This is a genomic window from Paenibacillus sp. FSL P4-0176, from assembly GCF_037975265.1.
GTDB lineage: Bacteria > Bacillota > Bacilli > Paenibacillales > Paenibacillaceae > Paenibacillus > Paenibacillus amylolyticus.
Genome location: NZ_CP150242.1, coordinates 2,789,099 through 2,810,231 on the forward strand (window position 1 = coordinate 2,789,099; position 21,133 = coordinate 2,810,231).

Here is a 21,133-nt window from a genome sequence, read left to right on the forward strand (position 1 = left end):
TGAAAAGTAGAAATGAAGTTACAAGAGGTGTTTTTGTCTAGCGCAGAGGACCCAAGGAAGTCTTCAGTGGGATTCCTCTGTGTAATTTTCACTAGGAGGAGTTTCAATTTATGATTCAATTAAAAAGTGTGTCGGTGGATAATTGGTATGCATGTACTCAACTGAATGTAACGGAAGAACAGAAAAAAAGTTTTCCCGCGCCGGTTGTATATTGGATTGCTGAATCCAAGGTTGTGACTGATTTTCGACCCATGGCCATCTATTTTGATTCGGATCTGGTTGGATTTGCTGTGTACTCAGATAAGCCGGATCATGAGGATAACTACTGGCTTTTTGCTCTAATGATAGATACAAAATATCAGGGCAGAGGTTATGGAAGAGAAGCGTTGAGGAAGTTAATTGATCTAATGAAAGAATCGCTGAATTGCAAACGCATCATGATTGGACACAGGCCGGAAAATGGTATCGCCGGAAATCTGTATGAATCATTTGGTTTTCAGAGAATAAGTGAAGGGCTGATTGATGGCGAAGTCGTTCGGCTTCTAAGATGCAAGTAGTGCCAAAACACACGCGATGTGGATTGTAAAGGAGGTAGCTTGTCTTTGAAGCATGTACACATTATTTTCTCATTACTCTTTATCATGTTAGGAATTGTGATTATTACGATCTCGAAAATGATTGAAGAGGTGATTCCCAAGCTAGGCTATGCAGCATTCCAGTCAGCAGCAGCTGGCAGTTATACTCCGAGTGATTATCAAGTGAATTTTGCACTGAATTATTGGATAGCCGCGATATGTATTTTGGGTGGAGTTATCTGTTTAATTAGTACAATGAATGTTGTCAGAAACTACATTCGTGAAATGAATATAAGAAACAGAGCGTTTGATGAAACTCATAATTATGACGATACAAGAGAACTGAAATAGGTTATGATATGACATAAAAAAAGAAGGGGCGGATACACATGATTACATTCCAATACTTTGAACCGGAAGATTTTGATCAACTGATCGAATGGAGTGGGGATGAAGCATTTTTGCTCCAGTGGGCCGGCCCTCAGTTCCAATATCCACTTTCCAGAGAGCAGCTATCGGATTATTTGCATGGTGCCAATGATAAGAAGACTTCAAATAAGTTCATTTATAAAGTGATGGATGAATCGATTCAGGAGATTGTGGGACATATTGCTCTTGGCGGTATCGATCGATATAATCGTTCAGGGCGTATCGGTAAGGTGCTTCTTGGCAAGCCATATCAGGGTAAAGGTTATGGGAAGCAAATGATCGATGAGGCACTTCGAATTGGATTTGAAGAGGAGAAGTTGCACCGGATCAGTCTGGGCGTATTTGATTTTAATGTCTCAGCCATCCGATGTTATGAAAAAGCGGGCTTTGTACAAGAAGGACTTATTCGTGATGCGAGAAGATACGAAGATACCTTCTGGAATCTAATCGAGATGAGCATATTAGAAAACGAATGGAAAAAATGACTTTTTAAAAAGGATCATCATACTTGAGAGTCATCTTTCTTGAGAAACACTTCGATGAACGGATGTAATAACTACGTGTACGTAAAATTTAAATGGGGAGGTCCTCCTGTCATCAGAATGACAGGAGGACCTCCCCTTAATTACTTCCTTCCTGGTTTATTTCAATGATCCCCGTATCAATAAATTCCTTCACAGGCACACTGTCGCTAGCGAGTAACAGGGTCTCCATCATTTTGGCACCCCAGACTCCTTCATTCTGAGAAATGACAGCAGACAATTGACCGTTGAGCAACCCGTTTTCACTAGTCGGGCTATCACCGAACGCGATTAAATGCCGGTTAAGGCCTTTTGCTTTCCAGATCAGGGTAGAAGCAGAGACAGAAACAAAATCGAGCCCGATAATCGCATTGAAGTGAGGGTGAGCTTGAATCATGTTCTCCATATCGGACATGGCTTGATCTTCATTCCCTTGATGATAACGAACTTCCAAGATTTCGATGTCTGTTTCACTGCGGATATAATCAATGAATCCATTAAGCCGCTGCTGCAAACCTTGCATCTCCTCCAAACCATTCTCGACAAGAATCATGCCTTGATTATGCAGAAGTCTTGTAGTTGTCATCGCGAATTGCTGGCCGGTACGATAGTTATCGGCGCCCACATAAGCGATTCGGTGACTGGATGGAACATCTGACTCAAATGTAATGACCGGAATACCCGCAGCTTGGGCTGCATCAATAACGGGGGTAAGTGCAGCAGCATCCACAGGCGATATAGCGATTCCGTCCACATGCTGTTTGATCATATTCTCCATGATACGGATCTGCTGTTCGGTGTTGGCTTCATCAGGTGCGTTTACAATTAACGTGATATTGTGTTTCCCTGCATACTCCGTTGCATCCTTCGTGATCATCTCATAGGTTGGATACGTCATTGGATAAATAATACCGAAAGTTTTGCTCGCTGCAGATTTCTCTACAGGTGAAGTTGCAGGAAGTGCTGTAGCCATCTGTTGTGGGCGAATGTGTGCCGAACCGGATGAAATGATCATCGGGAACAGCAGTATTAGTGTAAGTAAAAGTGCAAATCTGGCTTTATTCATACATTGGCTCTTTTCTCGTATCTGATGATCTGGCTTGCGATTCCTCGGTTCCTTGAGTTCGGTATTCTCTTGGTGTAAAGCCTGTTGTTTTCTTGAATATATTTGAAAAATAGTGAGAGTCGTTGTAACCAACTTTGTAAGCAATCTCAAAGGTTTTGTTGTTGGTTGTTTTCAGCAGCTCCTTGGCTTTGCCGATTCGAATCTGGGTTAGATACTCTGTTATCGTTTGACCAGTTTCCTGACTGAAAATCTTGCTTAGATGACTTGGACTGATTCTGACGTGTGCAGAAATCATCTTCAACGAGACCTGTTCGTTATTGTATTCACGGGATACATAAGCTTTCACCTGATCAATGACATCACTGTATTTTCCAGAGCACGCTGCTCTTCTCTGCCATAACAGGTTAAGCAGGGAACACAGATATTGGGTACAATCCTCCCAGCACGTAATTTTCCGAATCGTCTGTTGCAGAGAAGTAATGTTCTCATCCGAATGGTCACTCATGCGGAACAACTGATTCGCGAGCCGAAAAGACTCCAGCGTAAGATCATTCAACAGATAGAAGCCATAATAAGAGGACTTCCAGTCGAAGGACTGTAATGGAGCGGCAAACTCTTGCACAAAATGGTCACGCAGATTGGTGCTGCCGATTTTGAGAAATTCAAGAAACGAATTCCTGTCGAGAAAAAGAGTCGTTTGCTCATCCAGGTTAATGTCATGTAGAGAAGCTCTGTTCTGAAGGGTGAGTCGATTAATATATTTATCCTCCTCCGCTTCCAGATACGAGACATGAATTCCTTGCAGCCGCTCCTGTTGACTGCCAATGCCCAGAATAATATTACATTTGAACGTATGCTCAAGCTCCATACGAACCCGCCCGCGAAGCTGCTCCAGATATACGGATATGCTGTCATCGGAGTGATACTTGAGCAGAAGCACCAACTCGGTCCGGCTTCGAATATAAGGAAGAAGTTCAACGTGGGGATCACGAGTTTCCTCCAGTAAGGGAAGCAGCTTCTTCATCAGGGATTCCGGGTCCCGGGAGTCATCTGTTAATCGAACGTCGATAATGACAATTGTATAATACCGGGCCGAGAGTGGAAGTGAGAGTAGTTTGGCTGATTCAATCGCATCGGTTGTACCGATGAGTCCTCCGCACAGATCGGCCAGCAGTTTTTCTTTGGTGATCGTTCGGTTTGTCATGCGTTGATGTTCTTCATCCATTTGTTTGCTGACCTTATGAAGCATTTGGATTAGCTCTGCTGCACTAATGGGCTTTAGACAGTACTCGGTCACACCAAGTCGGATAGCCTCCTGGGCATAACTGAATTCATCATGACCGCTCATGATAATGATTTTGATATCAGGTTGTTGAGTGCGAACGATGGAGGTCAGTTCCAATCCGTTCATAAATGGCATTTTGATATCCGTAATCAGAATATCCGGAGCCCATTCATGAATTAGTGGTAATGCAAGCTCGCCGTCGGGTGCATCCCCGCAATAGTGAAAACCTTCCTTTTCCCAATCGATGCAGCTCCGTATATTCTCCCGAATTCCAATTTCGTCATCCACAATCATCACCTTTTTCAACGGTTAACCTCCTTGCTTTTGGGGATACGAATCATAAATGTGCTGCCTTCCATATAGGTACTTTCCATTTCAACGCCATAAGCTGGTCCAAAATAGAGTCGAATCCGGTGATGTACATTGAGCAGACCGAATCCGCCTTCCTGCTCGTCATCTTGGGGTGAACGGGAACCGGCCGGCTTCTCCAGCTCTTCACGTAATTGTGCCAATCGATCCGCAGACATGCCAATTCCGTTGTCCTGTACGGTGAGAATGATGCTATTGTCCTCTACATATCCGTGTATGGATATTAGCCCTTGACCGCGTTTGTTCTTGATCCCATGGTAGAGCGCGTTTTCAATCAGGGGCTGTAGCGTCATTTTCAAAATGGGATAATCCTGAAGCTCACGATCAACGTTGATCTCGTAGGTGAGAATATCGTGGTACCTCATCTGTTGAATAACCAAGTAACTCCGCGCATGTTCAAGCTCGGTTTGAATGGATACCCAGTCGAATCCTTTGTTCAGACTCAAACGAAAGAACTTCGAGAGGGCTTGCACAAGTTTGATTACATTTTCTTTTTTCTCTGCTTCAGCCATCCATAGAATAGATTCCAACGTGTTATACAGGAAATGAGGGTTGATCTGAGCTTGCAGCGTACGTAGTTCAGCTATTTTTACCTGTTCATTCTCTCGAATGCTCTTTTCGATTAGTGTTTTGAGATTATCCAGCATCACATTGAAACTTTTGCCCAGATCAGCAATTTCGTCCGAGCCGTGTGGTGTGACTTTGGCTTCTAAGTAACCGTTTGCAGCTTTACGCATCTTGTTCATCAGAATCCGAATGGGAAGAATCAGTCGATTATTCAGGAAAAAATATAACGATATCGCAAAGAAAGCACTTAACAAAACGGTAATGATGATCAATTGGCGAATGCTATTGGCCTCTGCAATGATTTCCTGATAAGGAGCTACCCCGATCATTTTCCATCCGGTCTGTTTTGAGGTGCTGTATACAACAAACTGGGGTTTGGATCCTGCAGACAGGATAAAGCTGTCGTGCTGTAGATGTAAAGGGACCGATCGGATCTGATCCATCATGGTTATGGATGCCGGGGTGACATCCGGCCTGAAGAGTGTATTTCCGTATTGATCACTAATATAGAAAAAACCGGAATCCTTAATGGGGGTATTCGTCAAAAAATCATCAATGAATGAATCATTCAAATCAATTACTATGAACCCGATGACCTCATGCGTAATTCGCTCTTTGACCGTGGTTATAATTGAAAGCGCATTCTGTTTGGGGTAAGCAAACCCATCCAGCCTGTTATATTCGGCATAGGCTGCAGAATGAGGGATGCGCAGAATGGCATCCGGATACTGTATCAGATACTTGAAGTACGGGTTACGCAGCGGATTTCGTTCCAGCTTGAACACGCCTTTTCGTTCACTTATGCCTTTTCCATAGAAATTCACGAACGAGATATTAAGTACCTTGTCATACTTGTAGGTTTCCCGATAAAGTTTGTATGTCTGAAGGATGGCTTTGGCTTCTGGGTAGGACTCCGATTGAGAATACAAGTATTGAAGCACTTGCGGGTTCTTGCCCAGTTCGAGCAGCCGTTCCGTATCCTCAAACAAGATGTCAATGTTCCTGGCAAGCTGGTCGGCAACCAGCTGTGTCGAGGCCTTATTATGATTGGATACGACCGTATAGGATTTGTGGTAAGAAATCAATCCAACCACGATCAGTGGCACTGAACTGAGGATAATAAACATGCTGAGTAATTTAAGCCTGAGGCTTGAAGCAATCCATTGAATGAGTTTCAACGTATTCCACTCCATCTGAAGGGATCAAAAATGTATCATTAGTATAACATGATTTTCTAATATGTAAGAGAATCGCTAAATACTACACAATTAAACAAAGAAATTACACTTTTTAAACTCCATTTTTTGAAATTACTAAATTATTACATAAATAAAGTATGAGACTCCATATAAGCTCGGAATGAAAGCGTTCTATAATGTGGTCACACCACAAGGTGAAACGAAAAAAGGGAGGATCACAACATGCGAACCAAAAAAAAGTGGGGACTTGCCATAACATTGGCTATGGTGATGCTGGTCAGCACGGCATGTAGCAGTACCAATGGAGGAGCAGGCTCCGATAATGAAACTTCAACGAGTGGGAATGGCAGTACACCTGCCAGCGCCAAAACAATTACGCTTGGTTTTTCGCAGGTTGGTGCGGAGAGTGGCTGGCGTTCGGCGAATACCAAGTCGATTCAGGATTCAGCCAAAGAAGCGGGTTATGATTTGAAATTCTCCGATGCGCAGCAGAAGCAGGAAAATCAAATTAAAGCTTTGCGATCCTTCATACAACAGAAGGTGACGGTGATTGCTTTTTCCCCTGTTGTAGAATCCGGTTGGGATACCGTATTGAAGGAAGCGAAGGATGCAGGCATTCCCGTGATTTTGACGGACCGCGCTGTGGATTCCCCGGATAAAACCCTCTACAAAACCTTTATTGGCTCCGACTTTGTAGAAGAAGGACGCAAAGCAGGTCAGTGGCTTAGTGATCAATACAAGGACACACAAGACGAGATCAATATCGTTGAGCTGCAGGGTACAACAGGCTCCGCACCAGCGAATGACCGTCAAGAGGGCTTTATGGAATTGATTGCTTCCAATTCGAAGCTTAAAGTGATTGCTTCACAATCGGGTGACTTTACACGTGCCAAAGGCAAAGAAGTCATGCAAGCTTTCCTCAAAGCACATAAAAAAATAGATGTTCTCTATGCACATAATGACGATATGGCACTTGGGGCAATCCAGGCCATTGAAGCGGCAGGATTGAAACCAGGCGTAGATATTACCATTATCTCTGTGGATGCCGTGAAGGATGGTATGCAGGCTGCTGCTGATGGCAAAATCAACTTTATCGTTGAATGTAATCCGTTGTTAGGACCTCAATTAATGGAAGCGGTTCAATCGGTAGTGGACGGGAAAGACATCGAACCCCGAATCGTTACGGATGAGACGACCTTCACATCGGAGCAAGCCAAAGAAGCATTGCCAACACGTGAATATTAAAAGCAGATTCGTATAACACCGAAAAGTCATTTTTCGACCAGGCTGTCGCTAAATGACTTTTTTCCATAACAAAGGAGAGGGTTATATGGCCGAGCAAGCACCCATTTTGCAAATGACAGGCATCACCAAACAATTTCCCGGGGTTAAAGCGCTATCCAGCGTCAGCTTTCGCTTGTTTCCGGGCGAGATTCATGCCTTGATGGGTGAGAATGGAGCGGGGAAGTCGACGCTTATTAAAGTTCTGACTGGCGTTTATTCCATTGATGAAGGAACGGTAACCATGGATAACCGGCATCTTTCGATCTCCGGTCCGCTTGAAGCGCAAAAGGCGGGAATCAGTACCGTTTATCAAGAGGTCAATCTTTGTCCGAACTTAACGGTCGCTGAGAATATTTTCATCGGGCGGGAGCCGATGCGATTTGGCAAAATCAATTGGAAGCAAATGAACAAAGATGCGGAGAACATTCTGCGAGACAGATTACATCTGTCCATCGACGTTAAGGCTCCTTTACAGACCTACTCGGTCGCGATGCAACAACTGATTGCAATTGCAAGAGCACTCAGCATCTCGGCAAAAGTGCTCATATTGGATGAACCCACATCCAGTCTGGACAAAAACGAGGTTCAGCAACTGTTTCGTATTATGCACAAATTAAAGAGTGAAGGTCTGGCAATTCTTTTTGTTACTCATTTTCTTGATCAGGTATACGAAATGTCGGATCGTCTAACGGTGCTCCGTAACGGGGAATTGGAAGGAGAGTACATAGCCGCAGAACTTCCACGCATGGAACTGGTGCTCAAGATGATCGGCAAGGAGCTTGAGGTGCTTGAGGAGCTTCCGAAGGAAGCGGATACTGCCCAGGCGGAGTCGGGAGAAATGTTAATTACCGCTAAGGCACTTGGACGCAAAGGAGCAATTGAGCCATTTGATCTGGACATTCGCAAAGGAGAAGTCGTTGGCTTGGCTGGATTATTGGGGTCTGGTCGTACTGAGATTGCTCGCCTTTTCTTTGGTGCAGATCGTTCAGATGAAGGCAAGCTGCTCGTTGTAGATACAGGAAGTACGGTCAAGTCTCCGCGTCATGCAATTGATCAGAATATTGCTTTTTGCTCCGAGAACCGTAAAACCGAAGGCATAATCGATGATTTGACCATTCGGGAGAACATTATTCTGGCTTTACAAGCGACACGAGGCTGGTCCAAACCCATCTCACGCAAGAAACAGGATGAGATCGCCGAAAAGTACATCAACCTGTTAAATATCCATCCGAAAAACCCGGAGCATTTAATTAAAAATCTGAGCGGCGGTAATCAGCAAAAGGTGTTGCTTGCACGGTGGTTGCTGATGAACCCCGATCTGTTGATTCTCGATGAACCTACGCGTGGAATTGATATCGGTGCCAAGACTGAAATACAGAAGCTGGTGCTCTCTCTGTCGAAGCAGGGAATGGCCGTGCTGTTCATTTCGTCCGAGCTGGAAGAAGTGATTCGTGTCAGCCACCGGATTGCCGTAATCCGGGACCGCAAAAAAGTGCAAGAACTTAGCGGGGATCAGATCCATCAACAGCAAATCATGAAAGCAATGGCAGGAGGTTAAAGAGATGGCGGGCAAGATGCGTAAACATCATTTGTTTTGGCCGTTATGTATGCTTGGTTTACTTTTAATCTTTAATTTGCTGTACTCTCCGGATTTCTTCTCCCTCGTCATGCGTGAAGGGAATCTGTATGGCAGCTTGATTGATATTCTCAATTTTGGAGCGCCCTTAATTCTGGTATCGATCGGCATGACACTGGTGATTGCAACCGGAGGTATCGATTTGTCCGTGGGCTCTATTGTAGCGATCTCCGGTGCCGTGGCTTGTATGAGCATCAGCAGAGGAGTGGATCAGAGTTCGCTCTGGCTTGTGTTGGGTGCACTTGGATTATCTATAGGTCTCTCACTGATCTTGGGCATATGGAACGGGGCGCTGGTTTCGGTTGCCCGAATCCAGCCCATTATTGCAACGCTTATACTGATGGTAGCCGGACGTGGGATTGCGCAATTGATTACGAGTGGACAGATTATTACTGTATCCAACGCGAACTACGCCTATATCGGTGCAGGTTCGCTTGCAGCATTGCCTTTTTCCATCTTCATCGTATTAACTGTGCTGATAGTTGCCTCATTGTTGACGAGAAAAACGGCACTGGGACTGTTTATCGAATCGGTCGGAAGTAACGCAAACGCGAGCCAACTGGCAGGTATTCGTTCAAAAACGGTTATTCTCACGGTATATGTCTTCTGTGGTCTGTGTGCCGGCATTGCCGGGCTTATTCTCAGCTCGAATGTATCCAGTGCGGATGGCAATAACGCAGGTCTGTGGTATGAACTTGATGCCATTCTTGCTGTAGTCATCGGGGGTACTTCGCTCAATGGTGGTCGTTTCTATCTAATGGGTACCGTCGTTGGAGCACTCATTATCCAAACCTTAACAACGACGATCTATATGATTGGAGTCCCGCCAGAAGTTACGTTGGTTGTCAAAGCCTTTGTTGTACTGGCCGTATGTTTGATTCAATCCGATTCATTCCGCAATTCCATGGTGATCCGTTGGAAAAAACGGAAGTTTCCAGCCGAACAGGGGGTTAACCGCCATGTTTCTTAATCGTAAGTATCTCCCCGTCTTTGTCACCTTCGGTTTGCTGGCCGTGATGTTTGCCATAGGCTCTTTCCGGTATACGGGGTTCTTTTCCACACAGGTACTGCTTAATCTTCTCATTGATAACGCATTTCTGATTATCACGGCAATTGGCATGACTTTTGTGATTGTATCGGGAGGAATCGACCTGTCGGTAGGTTCTGTCATTGCGTTGACGACCATCATTAGCGCAAGTCTGGTCGAGAAGCAAGGGTGGTCGCCTGCGATCGTTATACCTATGGTGCTTGTCATGGGCGCGTTGTTTGGCACAGTCATGGGGGCGATCATCCACTATTTCAAAATCCAGCCCTTCATCGTGACATTGGCAGGCATGTTTTTGGCGCGGGGGCTGTGTTATGTCATCAGTCTCGACACCATTACTATTACGAATCCATTTTACACACAGGTTGCGCAGGCGAAAATTTCCCTGCCAGGGGGCAGCTTTGTCTCCATTAATGTGATTATTGCACTGGTTATTGTACTGCTCGCGATCTACCTGGCACATTACACCCGCTTTGGGCGCAACGTTTACGCCATCGGCGGAAGCGAGCAATCCGCGCTGCTCATGGGGCTGCCGGTTGCACGTACCAAAATTCTGGTGTACACGTTCAGCGGTTTGTGCTCCGCGCTTGCCGGTGTTGTCTTTACCTTCTATATGTTATCCGGTTATGGATTACACGCCATGGGTCTTGAACTCGATACCATCGCGGCTGTTGTGATCGGAGGCACCTTGTTAACAGGTGGTGTAGGGTATGTGGCGGGAACCTTTATTGGTGTATTGATCCAGGGGGCTATCCAAACTATAATTAGCTTCGAAGGTACGCTCAGCTCATGGTGGACCAAGATTGTGATTGGCCTGATGCTGTTTGTTTTTATTTTGTTCCAGCGACTTCTTAGCGGGCGGCGAGTATCCTCGAAATCACTGCATTAAGTTGATCGAATTAAATGATATTGAATACGGATACCGACACAATGATATAACAATATGCGCTCTGCATTGGTGAATGTTGAGCGTAACATGGAGATGGGGGATGCGTGAGTGAGAAGACATGTGAACTGGTTGTGTTTGTTCATTCTACTGCTGCTTGTCGGCTGCACAACCCCTGAGTCTGAATCTGTTCCTCCTCCCATCTCGTCTAACAACTTAGAAACTCTTCCCTCCGTTGAGGAATGGATGGAATCAGCGGTAGCAAGGGATACCTCTACGAAACCGATTGTCTTAGGTTTTTCACAACTGGGCAGAGAGAGTGCCTGGCGTCTGGCAAACTCCACGTCTATTCGCAATGCTGCGGCTGAATCGGGAATCTCCCTTGTAATAAAAAATGCAGAACAGTCTCAGACGAAACAGTTCGAGGCTGTTCGGTCGTTCATCAGGCAAAAGGTGGATGTCATTGCCATTGCACCGGTCGTGGAATCGGGCTGGGATGGTATTCTTCAGGAGGCCAGGGATGCAGGTATACCCGTGATTATCGTAGACCGGTCAGTTGATGTCAAAGACACTTCACTTTTTGTGACAACGATTGGATCGGACTTTTATGAGGAAGGTGTGAAGGCTGGGAAGTACATTCAGGATCGGATGCGAAATCATCCGGGTTTGATACGGATTGCCGAACTGCAAGGCACGAGTGGTTCTACACCCTCTATCCAGCGTGGCGAGGGATTTAGAAGCATTTTCGAAACCAGAGCAGATATCATCTTCTCACAAAGTGCTCCTGCCGATTTTACGGAGGACAATGGGAAACAAGTGATGAAAGAATTCCTTCAGGTCCCGGAAGACGAACGGCCGCAGGTTCTTTTTGCCCATAATGATGAAATGGCTTTTGGCGCTATACAAGCGATAGAAGAAGTTGGGCTGAAGCCGGGAGAGGACATTATCATTGTCTCGGTGGACGGCTCCCGCAAAGCAATTGAAATTCTGGCGAGTGGGAAAATCAACGCTGTGGTGGAATGTAACCCGCTGCTTGGTCCTCAGCTTATGCAGGCTACAAAAGAAATTATTGCAGGGCGTACACTCTCAAAGCGCATGGTGCCCCCGGAGGATATTTTTACACAGGAGAGTGCTGGACGGGAGATGTACAACAGGAGATTCTAGAATATGTGGATAAATAGAACATTTTGGATAAAATTCAATTTACTTTAAATAAACTTATCGTTTATACTGAACTCACCTTGAACTAAAAGCTCTTCTCTATGAGAAAGGACGTAGCGGATTACATACTTTTGAAAGCGCTTTTTTCGAGGGGTGAGAGTTCGATAAAGAGAGGGAGTGTAGAAGGTAGTATGCTGTGAATATATTATGAGGAGGTAATTTTATGTTCAAAGTTAAGCTGGCAAAGGCGGTAATATCTCTCGCACTTTTCGGTACCTTGTTTTCTATTCCGGGGGTGCCTGATGCTCGTGCTGCAGATGCAAGTTGTCCGAATGGTTATGTAGGTCTGACGTTTGATGACGGCCCATCTGGAAATACAACAAACATGCTTAACGCGTTGAAGCAGGCTGGCTTACGGGCAACGATGTTCAATGTTGGACAAAATGCACAAAATAATAAATCTCTGGTTTCTGCACAAGTAGCAGCTGGTATGTGGATTGGCAATCATTCCTATACACATCCAAACATGACTACATTGAACAGTTCTCAGATGTCGTCAGAGATTACTCGGACACAACAGACGATCCAGTCTATTACCGGAAGTTCACCTAAACTGTTCAGACCTCCTTACGGTGCGACAAATGCGACCTTGAAATCCGTTGTGAGCCAAAACGGCCTGAAGGAAGTACTGTGGAACGTAGATTCCCAAGACTGGAATGGCGCCAGCGCAGCCCAGATCGTAGCAGCTGTGAATACGATGAAAAGTGGTGACGTCATACTAATGCATGATCAGTACCAGACGACACTTCAGGCCATTCCGCAGATTGCACAAAATCTGAAGAATCGTGGCCTTTGCTCAGGTATGATCTCATCAACTACCGGTCGGGCAGTCGCACCAGATAATAGCACTACCAATCCCCCGAATAACGGAACAAAAGTGGAAGCTGAGAACATGACCAAAGGTGGACAATACACCGGCAATATCAGTTCTCCTTTCAATGGTGTGGTCCTTTATGCCAACAATGATTTGGTTAAATACACTCAGAATTTTGCAACGAGCACTCATAATTTCTCGCTTCGTGGAGCTTCAAACAATGCCAACATGGCTAGAGTTGATTTGAAGATTGGCGGACAGACGAAGGGAACCTTTTACTTTGGCGGAAGCGCTCCAGCGGTTTATACCCTGAATAATATCAGCCATGGGACGGGAAATCAGGTCATTGAGTTGGTTGTAACAGCCGATGATGGGACATGGGATATTTATATCGATTACTTGGAAATACATTAACAAGCTAAGGTTGATTGAAAAATAATGCACTATAATGAAATCCCGTTGGGTTGACCCAATGGGATTTCATTATGTTTTTTGCCATTTTGTAACACAAAAGTGGAAGGAAAACATTTATAATGGATGAAATTGTATGTGAAGAATCTGGTTTCTATTGAAAAATTTCATTGAATGGGAGTGAAATCATCAAATGATCATCATGATTAATGGAGCGTTTGGTTCGGGAAAAACTTCTGCAGCAGAAGCACTTCAACCTTTGATTGCCAACAGTATGATCTACGATCCTGAAGAAATAGGTTATATGCTCAGAAAACTTCTCCCTGAGAATTGTAGAGAGGAAAGGGAACGTACGGATGATTTTCAAGATATCGATCTATGGAAAATTCTAACCGTAAAGACGGCAAAAGAAGTAAAGCAGAAATACAACAGACACTTAATTATCCCCATGACCATCTATAAAGAGGAAAACTTTAATTACATCTATAACGGGTTGAAAGAGATCGATCAGGACATTCATCATTTTTGCCTTACGGCTACAGAAGAGACGATTTATCATCGTTTGGCTAAACGTGGAGATGAGTATGGAGGCTGGCAGTATCAACAAGCACCAAAGTGTGTTGAAGCTTTCAAAGATGAAAAATTTCAAACTCGCATTATTACCGATCATCTGGAGACTAGTGAAATCATAGAACTCATATTGAGGAAGGTCCTATCCAAATAATTATCATTTTTTATTAAGGAGGATTTTAGGATGATGATTGTACATGTACTCTCAAGAAAAGAGTGGGAAGCCGCGTTGATCAATGGGATTTTAAAATAAAATCCAAAGTTATATGGGAAGATCTGTATAATGAAGGCAGGGAATATCCTCATATTTACGGTGAGTTAAATCTAGACGCGGTATTTCATACATACGATGAAGAAATCAACTGAAGAGGATGGAACCTAATTGACGACTGTGACTTTTGAAGAGGTGACCGAACAACACCTCCCTGAAATTAGAGAGATTTATAACTATTATGTAATGAATACAACGATTTCATTTCATACGGAGGAATTAGATCTTGATCAGATTAAATCCTCTGTGATGAACAAGGATACGCGGTATAAAACTTATGTAATTCTTGAAAACAATCAAATGATGGGTTATGTTCTGATCACTCAATATAAGAGTAAACAGGCATATGACATTTGTGGTGAAGTCACCATATATCTAAAGCCCGACATTTTGGGAAAAGGCTTGGGGAAACAAGCACTACGTTTTATTGAGAAGATTGCAAAAGAACAAGGGTTCCATACCTTAATTGCGACGATTTGCATGGAGAATACAAGAAGTAAATCATTATTTGAGAGAAATGGTTATGAACAATGTGCTCTGTTTAAAGAGATTGGATATAAATTCGATAGAAAGCTGGATATCGGAAGTTTCCAAAAGATATTGTAAGGAGAATAGAGAATGAGTAGAAACCTATATATTATATCTGGCCCCCCTGGAGTAGGGAAATCTACAACTTCCAAGCTGCTGGTTCAGACTTTAGATAAAAGTGCCTACATTTCTGGAGATGCGGTTAGTCACTTTCCGGTCAAAGGGCGAGGTAAACCCTGGCTTGATAAGGATACAAACGACTTAACTTGGAAAAATATATCTAGTCTAGTGAAAAACTTATTGGATTATAAATACGATGTAGTGCTGGACTATGTGGCCTTTCCTGAAGACATTGATGGATTAATGACAGAATTGGAAGACTATCATGTTCGCATAATCTATGTTGTACTCATGGTTGATCGTCAAACGGTTATTCGTAGAGACCGTCTAAGAGCGGAAGAATATCAAATGAAAGAAAGAAGTATAATTCTGCTGGATGAGTTTGAAAATCATCCGGATCTGAGAGTAGATAACAAGCTGTATACTAATCATTTTACAGAAGCACAATTACCTGAAATAGTAAGTGGAATTATAAATAATGAGAAGTATCGATTGAAATAACTGTACTGTTATTATGCTTCGAATTGTAAAAATGATAAGAGGGTGAACAGGTGAACAGAGGAATACGTTTTGAAATACCAAATGCCTATGGTCGCTTTCTTGGGGAGATTTTAAAACCAATGGAAGTATCTAATTTCGATTGGTTTATTGGTGAGGAGGAGTCCTATTTCGTTGTTGATGATACGTTAGGGGATGATCTTTTTCCGGATGTGATTATGGGTATGAATGGAGAAGAATTACAGAAGATTATTGATGACAACGAGTATTATTTAATATTTGCGAATTTAAAAGCATTTCCAAAAGGCTCACAAATAACAGATATTATCACCTATGAAGATTATGTGGAGAGTGACTGTCAGATGGTTCTTCTTGTGATCGATAGTACCTACGTCACGGTTTATTGTAAAGATTTAGAGAAAGTCGAGGAATTATATAATCATATAAATAGACAGGGATTTGAATCTCTCGCATATTTAACGGATGAGAATGATGCTAGGACAAAACTATCGGTCTGGTGATAAAGGAGCATGGGATTAATAGCGATGAGTTAGGTGTTAACGCTAACGAACCTGACACGTCTTATTCGGGAATTTGAAACGCCCTCCGAAATCTAAGGAATCTGAGACACGCTATACCAGAAAAAATAGCCTTTTGTAGCGTTTTTATCAGATGATTTTGGAAAATAAGATGCCTCATGTTCTTTACAATTTTAAAAGAGGACGTGAAGGCCGAATAAGATGTCCTGTGTTCCTTAGAAAATCGCCTGGCCATGCGCCAGCATCATCCACCCTGAACTTCAGCAATTTTCGGACAGTAAGCTGGCACCCAACATCGTTTACTTGCCTGAGTTTGAAGACACACTCTAGTCCGTTTCCTCATGATATTTGAATATTTATGAATACGATTACATCTTTATGAAGCTGGGGAATTGCCTTGTCTGATTACTATTGGGATGACCAAATTGAATATCTGAGAAATATGCGGTGGCTTTACTATAACGATGATTATCTTGAATTTTTGTTTTTGGTTCAACGTGTATGGAAGATTGAAAATTTAGTATATATTATCAACTTGGTTAACCTATTCTCCGAACATGAAAATTACATCGGGAATTGTGACGAGATAGGTGTACTGCTTTTATTACACATAAGGAGGTACACATGATGATATATAGGAGAAAAACTTATATTATTGCGACTTCTTTTGTAGAAGAGTTTAATGCTCTATTTAATGATATTTTGCTGCCATCCCAGTTGAAATACGGATCAAGACTTATTGGGAGATGGCACACACCAATCGATGATGAAACTAGCGAAATTTTTGCGATGTGGGAATACGATACCCTTGAACAATACGAAGATATTGAGAAAAAGATAAAATCAGATACAGAACACGTAAAGCGAGTTCAAGCCCGTTTTGATCAGATTGGAAGACATCGGTATAAAGAAGTATTTCGTGACGAGATAAGGCAAGTGTTTTTCACATCGACAGTAGATCGCGAACAAACGATTTTGAAATAAATGAAGAAGGAGTTGAGAGGAAGATGGAGACAGAACGACTTATATTTCGGAAATATACTAAAAATGATTTCGATTTACTTTTTGAGATGACACGTGAGCCAAATATGATGAAATTTATTAGACATGGAGGACCCTGGACGAAGGAAGAAACCATGCAAAGCCTGGAAAAGTTCATCAACTGGAATAAAGACGATAAAGGGCTGTTACTCGCATTTAACAAAGAGGATAACAAGTTAATTGGAACCTCTGGACTGATTCCTCAAATCATTGAAGGCAATGATGAGCTTGAAGTTGGTTACTGGGTTGTAGAGCAATACTGGGGAATGGGTTATGGTTATGAACAAGCAAAAGCGTGGAAAGAATATGGCATGGATCACTTGAAGCAGAAAAGATTAATATCGTTAATTCAACATGGCAATGTGGGTTCTATGAAAGTCGCGCAAAAGAATGGCATGAAACACGAGAAGAACGTAGACATAATTGGTAAAAATGTAGCAGTGTACTCAATTGAGGTGAAGTGAATATGACACCTTTTCCTGAACTTGAAACCAAAGGACTGCTGTTAAGAGAGATTAAACAAAGTGATTCCCAAGATATATTTCATATTTTTTCGTCAGATGAAGTTACAAGATTCTACGATGTAGAAAGTTTTACGAATACCAAACAAGCGGAAGAACTTATACAAAGGTGGAAAGAGCGATTCGAAAATGGTCAGGTCATCCGTTGGGGAATTGCTTTGAAATCGGACAACAGAATTATTGGAACATGCGGATTTCATGGTTGGATGAAACAACATTATAAAGCTGTGATGGGATATGAGTTAGCACCGGAGTTCTGGCGGCAGGGTTACATGACCGAGGTAACTCAGAAAATCGTTGAATATGGATTCAAGAACCTTGAATTAAACAGAATTGAAGCATTTGTAGAGCCAGAGAACGCGGGATCAAGGAAGTTGCTTGAGAAAATTGGGTTCAGTGAAGAAGGCATATTGAAAGAACATTATTATTGGAAAAATCGATTTGTTGATAATGTTATCTATGCATGTTTGAAGAAAGAATATGTATGAGAATACGAATTATTGGATCTTGTGGTAGTGGGAAATCAACATTAGCCAAAGAATTGTCGGATAAATACGGTATTCATTCCTATGAATTAGACAATCTCATATGGGACAGAAGCGCAGAAAATCTGAGATATCCTGAAAGTGTTAGGGATGAATTGGTTCAATCTATTGTCAGTTCAGAGGCTTGGATTATAGAAGGAGTGCAGTGCAAAGATTGGACCATTAAGTCCATCCAGGAAGCGGATTTGATTTTTGTATTAGCTCCAAATGTTTTCATTAGAGATTATCGGATTATAAAAAGGTTTGTATTGTCCAGAATGGGTTTGCAACCGTGGAATTACAAGCAGTCATTCAAGAACTTATGCAAGATGATTGTGAAATGGAACCATCAATATAATATAGAAGAAGTTATACGTACAATTAACAAAAACCATAAGACTGCAACAATCACGAAGAATAAAAAACAAGTGATACAGTTGATTGAACATCATTTGGAAGTGGTTGTAAGTGAGAGTGAAAAGAACCTTAGAGGTAATCAAAGATTATCGAAAGAGGAGATACAGTGGTGAATATAAAGATACAACCAGTCACACGAGAGAATTGGGAAGAGGCGCTGAAGATCTCTTTGTATGAACACCAAGTCTCATTAGTTCCATCTGTTATTGAGGGGATCGCTTACGCCTATATAAAACCGTGGGATGAAGCATTTGATCCTTACGTACTTGAGATTGATGGGAAGGTATTTGGTTTCTTTTATCTAAGTTATACGCCAGATAGTACAGATAATTACTGGATTGGTGGTTTTCAAATCGATAAATCCTATCAAAGTAAAGGAATGGGAAAGCGCGCTATAAGAGCCATTCTAGATTACATTACGAAACAGCATCCGGTATGCAAGATTATTTCATTAACGGTTGAACGTGATAACGAAATAGCACAGAATTTGTATAACAGTATGTCTTTCATTAGTGAGAATAGAACCAATTCAGATGATGAAGTGATCTACAGGTTGGAAATAAAATGATAGACTCAACATTTCAGAGGGCAATATATCTATATGAAGAAGGCTATAGAGCATTTGGTAAAATAGATGAATATCTGGCTGAACAAAACACAACTAGGAAGTGATAAGATGATTAGTTTGAGAAAAATTACGTTGGATAATCGTCGTGCAATATTTAATCTGGAGGTCTCGGATGATCAACGGCAATTCGTGGCCTCCAATCTGTCGAGTGTAGCTTCATGTTATGTTCTTTCGCAAAATGGAGGTCATCCATTTCCTTTTGCTATATATATGGACGATCAACCGGTAGGATTTGTGATGATTACCTATGGCATTACTGGATATGATCTACCCTCTATCGCAGATAGTAGTTATTGCATTCTGAGACTGATGATTGATCATCAATATCAGAACCGCGGATATGGACGACAAGCTATGGTAGAAGTTTTGGAATTTATTCGTACATACCCAGCTGGACCTGCACAATATTGCTGGATTTCCTATAGTCCCGAAAATGTCAGTGCGAAAAAATTATATGAAAGCTTTGGTTTCGTAGACAACGGCGAAATCTGTCATGATGAGTTAATAACCGTATTGGAGCTTTAAATCACAGGAGAAGGGAGGTATCTTTATCACTGAATTTAATGATCTCGAAAGAGAGATAAAACGAAATAAAGCGGAGAGCTGCATGATATACCGAGAAAACTCAATTCAATATGAATTTTATCGAAATCGAAAAACGAAAGAAAAACAACATAAAGTGAATTCAATTACAAAAAGTGTGGTATCCGCATTGGTGTGAATAGCTATAGAACAGGGCTACATTGAGAATGAGGATATTCCAATTGTGAATTATTTTAACGATCTGGATGATAGCAAAAAGGGGATTATGATTAAGTATCTGTTAACGATGTCCTCGGGCCTACACTATCCGGGGAATGAAGCGATGATTCCATCTAGGAATTGGACGGAATTTGTTCTTGAGCAGCCTGTTGAATTCGAACCTGGAGTTCAAATGAAATATAGTTGCGGGAGTTCGCATATACTTAGCGCCATATTGCAGAAGGCAACTGGTATGAACACTTTGGAATTTGCAAGAAAGAACTTATTTGCACCTCTAGGTATTAACGATTTCCATTGGTATCAGGATACACAAGGGATTGCGATCGGTGGTTTTGGTTTGCGAATGAAGATCGAAGATATGCTGAAGTTTGGAGTGTTATACGCTCAGAATGGAGCGTGGAATTCGAAACAACTCATCTCTGCTGACTGGATTGCTAGAAGTGTAAGTCCTTCTCTTACTTCCGAAACCTTATATAGCTACCACTGGCGCATAATGAAAAGCGTTAAGAAAGAAGACGCTAAAAATAAAACGTTTTATGCTATGGGTATGGCCGGTGGACGGGGGCAATATATCTTTGTTAACCAAAAGCGAGGATTGATTGCGGTATTCACAACGATTATATCCGATGATAGCTTGTTACCACTTCAATGGTTTAACAATTATATATTGAAAGAATAGTTGTTTATGGGAGAGATAACATGGGCCACTGGTTTGATCTAGATGAACTTGATCCAGAGTTAATCAAATTTGCAGTTATGATCGCTAAATACAAAAATAAATTCATCATTATAAAAAATAGGAAAAGAGGAGGTTGGGAGATCCCAGGAGGCAACAAAGAAATAGGGGAAACCATTTTACACACGGCAAGTCGAGAACTCTATGAAGAGACAGGGGCAGTACACTTCGAATTAATACCTTATGGTGTATATGAATGGAATGGGAGCTTTGGTATGGTTTCTTATGCTGAGGTTAAATTGCTGGAGAGCTTACCGGAGTCTGAAATCGATGAAATAAAGCTTGTGGATGTATTACCTGAAGGCATGAACTTCGGAGATATGTTTTATCGTTTCTCAGACAGATGGGATGGACTTGAGAACCATAAGCTTAAGAAATACACTATCGAAATAAATCATTTGAATGAGTTACCTGAAATTAAAATAAGCTAGTTTTAGTTGGAGGAACTCTGTTTTGAAACTAAAGGAGATGAAAAGAACTAGTGAATAAGAATAAGGGACTCATCATGTCACTATTACTTTTATTGATTTTAATTTTGTTATGGAATTCCTTTCGAACTTCAATTTTTGAAGCAGTTACTGTTCAAAAGATTAATGAAAATGAAATGACTGTAATTAATTTTAATAATCTTGAAAGAACAATAGCCGTTCCAATGGATATGTCAAAACTA

24 protein-coding genes are annotated in these 21,133 nt (G+C 42.0%); 21 read left to right on the plus strand and 3 right to left on the minus strand.

Going from position 1 to position 21,133, the window contains the following annotated elements:
* Window positions 1–110 precede the first annotated feature (110 nt).
* Genes MKY95_RS12965 through MKY95_RS12975 form a run of 3 tightly spaced genes read left to right on the plus strand, consistent with a single transcriptional unit; the run spans window position 111 to window position 1,489 of the window.
* A complete protein-coding gene (locus tag MKY95_RS12965) occupies window positions 111–557 on the plus strand; it encodes a GNAT family N-acetyltransferase (protein ID WP_339199059.1) in 447 nt (148 codons plus the stop codon).
* A gap of 45 nt (window positions 558–602) precedes the next feature.
* The gene (locus MKY95_RS12970; protein WP_339199062.1) at window positions 603–926 is read left to right on the plus strand and encodes a hypothetical protein; all 324 of its coding nucleotides are present in this window, start codon (window positions 603–605) and stop codon (window positions 924–926) included.
* 38 nt (window positions 927–964) lie between these two features.
* Window positions 965–1,489 carry a GNAT family protein gene (locus MKY95_RS12975; protein ID WP_339199065.1) on the plus strand — a complete coding sequence of 175 codons (525 nt, stop codon included), beginning with the start codon at window positions 965–967 and terminating at the stop codon, window positions 1,487–1,489.
* A gap of 136 nt (window positions 1,490–1,625) precedes the next feature.
* On the opposite strand, the gene MKY95_RS12980 is transcribed toward MKY95_RS12975, so the two are convergent.
* The 3 genes from MKY95_RS12980 to MKY95_RS12990 are packed head-to-tail and all read right to left on the minus strand — an operon-like array spanning window position 1,626 to window position 5,990.
* Window positions 1,626–2,591, minus strand: a complete 966-nt coding sequence (locus MKY95_RS12980; protein ID WP_339199068.1) for a substrate-binding domain-containing protein — start codon at window positions 2,589–2,591, stop codon at window positions 1,626–1,628.
* Window positions 2,584–4,173, minus strand: a complete 1,590-nt coding sequence (locus MKY95_RS12985) for a response regulator (protein ID WP_339199958.1) — start codon at window positions 4,171–4,173, stop codon at window positions 2,584–2,586. The genes MKY95_RS12980 and MKY95_RS12985 overlap by 8 nt, the downstream gene beginning before the upstream one ends.
* Before the next feature lie 5 nt (window positions 4,174–4,178).
* Window positions 4,179–5,990, minus strand: coding sequence for a sensor histidine kinase (locus MKY95_RS12990; protein WP_339199070.1), 1,812 nt, complete (start codon window positions 5,988–5,990; stop codon window positions 4,179–4,181).
* Window positions 5,991–6,233: 243 nt separating this feature from the next.
* Here MKY95_RS12990 and MKY95_RS12995 point away from each other — a divergent pair, with 243 nt between their 5' ends.
* From MKY95_RS12995 to MKY95_RS13080, 18 genes are all read left to right on the plus strand, one after another.
* A complete protein-coding gene (locus tag MKY95_RS12995) occupies window positions 6,234–7,256 on the plus strand; it encodes an ABC transporter substrate-binding protein (RefSeq protein ID WP_017689009.1) in 1,023 nt (340 codons plus the stop codon).
* An 85-nt stretch (window positions 7,257–7,341) separates the two neighbouring features.
* Complete coding sequence (locus MKY95_RS13000; RefSeq protein WP_339199073.1) at window positions 7,342–8,853, plus strand: sugar ABC transporter ATP-binding protein; 1,512 nt, start codon at window positions 7,342–7,344, stop codon at window positions 8,851–8,853.
* Between the two features lie 4 nt (window positions 8,854–8,857).
* The gene (locus MKY95_RS13005) at window positions 8,858–9,901 is read left to right on the plus strand and encodes an ABC transporter permease (protein ID WP_339199076.1); all 1,044 of its coding nucleotides are present in this window, start codon (window positions 8,858–8,860) and stop codon (window positions 9,899–9,901) included.
* Complete coding sequence (gene yjfF, locus MKY95_RS13010; RefSeq protein WP_017689006.1) at window positions 9,891–10,865, plus strand: galactofuranose ABC transporter, permease protein YjfF; 975 nt, start codon at window positions 9,891–9,893, stop codon at window positions 10,863–10,865. The genes MKY95_RS13005 and yjfF overlap by 11 nt, the downstream gene beginning before the upstream one ends.
* Window positions 10,866–10,973: 108 nt before the next feature.
* On the plus strand, window positions 10,974–12,026 hold the full coding sequence (locus MKY95_RS13015; RefSeq protein WP_036609093.1) for an ABC transporter substrate-binding protein: 1,053 nt from the start codon (window positions 10,974–10,976) through the stop codon (window positions 12,024–12,026).
* A gap of 220 nt (window positions 12,027–12,246) precedes the next feature.
* The gene (locus MKY95_RS13020; RefSeq protein ID WP_036609091.1) at window positions 12,247–13,311 is read left to right on the plus strand and encodes a polysaccharide deacetylase family protein; all 1,065 of its coding nucleotides are present in this window, start codon (window positions 12,247–12,249) and stop codon (window positions 13,309–13,311) included.
* 190 nt (window positions 13,312–13,501) lie between these two features.
* Window positions 13,502–14,032, plus strand: coding sequence for an AAA family ATPase (locus MKY95_RS13025; protein WP_076249727.1), 531 nt, complete (start codon window positions 13,502–13,504; stop codon window positions 14,030–14,032).
* 237 nt (window positions 14,033–14,269) lie between these two features.
* Window positions 14,270–14,755 (plus strand): GNAT family N-acetyltransferase, encoded by a 486-nt coding sequence (locus MKY95_RS13030; RefSeq protein ID WP_245837937.1) that lies wholly within the window; start codon window positions 14,270–14,272, stop codon window positions 14,753–14,755.
* Between the two features lie 12 nt (window positions 14,756–14,767).
* Window positions 14,768–15,298 carry an AAA family ATPase gene (locus tag MKY95_RS13035; protein WP_076318579.1) on the plus strand — a complete coding sequence of 177 codons (531 nt, stop codon included), beginning with the start codon at window positions 14,768–14,770 and terminating at the stop codon, window positions 15,296–15,298.
* A gap of 50 nt (window positions 15,299–15,348) precedes the next feature.
* The gene (locus MKY95_RS13040) at window positions 15,349–15,816 is read left to right on the plus strand and encodes a DUF2691 family protein (protein WP_076249724.1); all 468 of its coding nucleotides are present in this window, start codon (window positions 15,349–15,351) and stop codon (window positions 15,814–15,816) included.
* A 642-nt stretch (window positions 15,817–16,458) separates the two neighbouring features.
* On the plus strand, window positions 16,459–16,818 hold the full coding sequence (locus tag MKY95_RS13045; RefSeq protein WP_256721273.1) for an NIPSNAP family protein: 360 nt from the start codon (window positions 16,459–16,461) through the stop codon (window positions 16,816–16,818).
* A 23-nt stretch (window positions 16,819–16,841) separates the two neighbouring features.
* Window positions 16,842–17,339 carry a GNAT family N-acetyltransferase gene (locus MKY95_RS13050; protein WP_076318581.1) on the plus strand — a complete coding sequence of 166 codons (498 nt, stop codon included), beginning with the start codon at window positions 16,842–16,844 and terminating at the stop codon, window positions 17,337–17,339.
* A gap of 2 nt (window positions 17,340–17,341) precedes the next feature.
* Window positions 17,342–17,884: a GNAT family protein gene (locus tag MKY95_RS13055; protein WP_076318582.1), complete on the plus strand. Its 543-nt coding sequence runs from the start codon at window positions 17,342–17,344 to the stop codon at window positions 17,882–17,884.
* On the plus strand, window positions 17,881–18,450 hold the full coding sequence (locus MKY95_RS13060; protein WP_076318583.1) for a hypothetical protein: 570 nt from the start codon (window positions 17,881–17,883) through the stop codon (window positions 18,448–18,450). The genes MKY95_RS13055 and MKY95_RS13060 overlap by 4 nt, the downstream gene beginning before the upstream one ends.
* A complete protein-coding gene (locus tag MKY95_RS13065) occupies window positions 18,447–18,905 on the plus strand; it encodes a GNAT family N-acetyltransferase (RefSeq protein ID WP_076318584.1) in 459 nt (152 codons plus the stop codon). Before MKY95_RS13060 ends, MKY95_RS13065 begins: the two co-directional genes overlap by 4 nt.
* 108 nt (window positions 18,906–19,013) lie before the next feature.
* Window positions 19,014–19,490 (plus strand): GNAT family N-acetyltransferase, encoded by a 477-nt coding sequence (locus tag MKY95_RS13070; RefSeq protein ID WP_076318585.1) that lies wholly within the window; start codon window positions 19,014–19,016, stop codon window positions 19,488–19,490.
* A 241-nt stretch (window positions 19,491–19,731) separates the two neighbouring features.
* Window positions 19,732–20,406, plus strand: coding sequence for a serine hydrolase (locus tag MKY95_RS13075; RefSeq protein ID WP_256721274.1), 675 nt, complete (start codon window positions 19,732–19,734; stop codon window positions 20,404–20,406).
* A gap of 20 nt (window positions 20,407–20,426) precedes the next feature.
* On the plus strand, window positions 20,427–20,894 hold the full coding sequence (locus tag MKY95_RS13080; RefSeq protein ID WP_076318586.1) for an NUDIX domain-containing protein: 468 nt from the start codon (window positions 20,427–20,429) through the stop codon (window positions 20,892–20,894).
* The last annotated feature ends 239 nt before the right edge of the window (window positions 20,895–21,133 follow it).

Excerpts from the sequence above, each read along its gene's own strand:
- MKY95_RS13025 (WP_076249727.1), top strand. The coding sequence starts at position 13,502 with ATGATCATCATGATTAATGGAGCGTTTGGTTCGGGAAAAACTTCTGCA.
- MKY95_RS13045 (WP_256721273.1), top strand. The coding sequence starts at position 16,459 with ATGATGATATATAGGAGAAAAACTTATATTATTGCGACTTCTTTTGTA.
- MKY95_RS13005 (WP_339199076.1), top strand. The coding sequence starts at position 8,858 with ATGGCGGGCAAGATGCGTAAACATCATTTGTTTTGGCCGTTATGTATG.
- MKY95_RS13055 (WP_076318582.1), top strand. The coding sequence starts at position 17,342 with ATGACACCTTTTCCTGAACTTGAAACCAAAGGACTGCTGTTAAGAGAG.
- MKY95_RS13060 (WP_076318583.1), top strand. The coding sequence starts at position 17,881 with ATGAGAATACGAATTATTGGATCTTGTGGTAGTGGGAAATCAACATTA.
- MKY95_RS12995 (WP_017689009.1), top strand. The coding sequence starts at position 6,234 with ATGCGAACCAAAAAAAAGTGGGGACTTGCCATAACATTGGCTATGGTG.
- MKY95_RS13035 (WP_076318579.1), top strand. The coding sequence starts at position 14,768 with ATGAGTAGAAACCTATATATTATATCTGGCCCCCCTGGAGTAGGGAAA.
- MKY95_RS13000 (WP_339199073.1), top strand. The coding sequence starts at position 7,342 with ATGGCCGAGCAAGCACCCATTTTGCAAATGACAGGCATCACCAAACAA.
- MKY95_RS13020 (WP_036609091.1), top strand. The coding sequence starts at position 12,247 with ATGTTCAAAGTTAAGCTGGCAAAGGCGGTAATATCTCTCGCACTTTTC.
- MKY95_RS12980 (WP_339199068.1), bottom strand. The coding sequence starts at position 2,591 with ATGAATAAAGCCAGATTTGCACTTTTACTTACACTAATACTGCTGTTC.
- MKY95_RS13050 (WP_076318581.1), top strand. The coding sequence starts at position 16,842 with ATGGAGACAGAACGACTTATATTTCGGAAATATACTAAAAATGATTTC.
- MKY95_RS13070 (WP_076318585.1), top strand. The coding sequence starts at position 19,014 with ATGATTAGTTTGAGAAAAATTACGTTGGATAATCGTCGTGCAATATTT.
- yjfF (WP_017689006.1), top strand. The coding sequence starts at position 9,891 with ATGTTTCTTAATCGTAAGTATCTCCCCGTCTTTGTCACCTTCGGTTTG.
- MKY95_RS13080 (WP_076318586.1), top strand. The coding sequence starts at position 20,427 with ATGGGCCACTGGTTTGATCTAGATGAACTTGATCCAGAGTTAATCAAA.
- MKY95_RS12965 (WP_339199059.1), top strand. The coding sequence starts at position 111 with ATGATTCAATTAAAAAGTGTGTCGGTGGATAATTGGTATGCATGTACT.
- MKY95_RS12975 (WP_339199065.1), top strand. The coding sequence starts at position 965 with ATGATTACATTCCAATACTTTGAACCGGAAGATTTTGATCAACTGATC.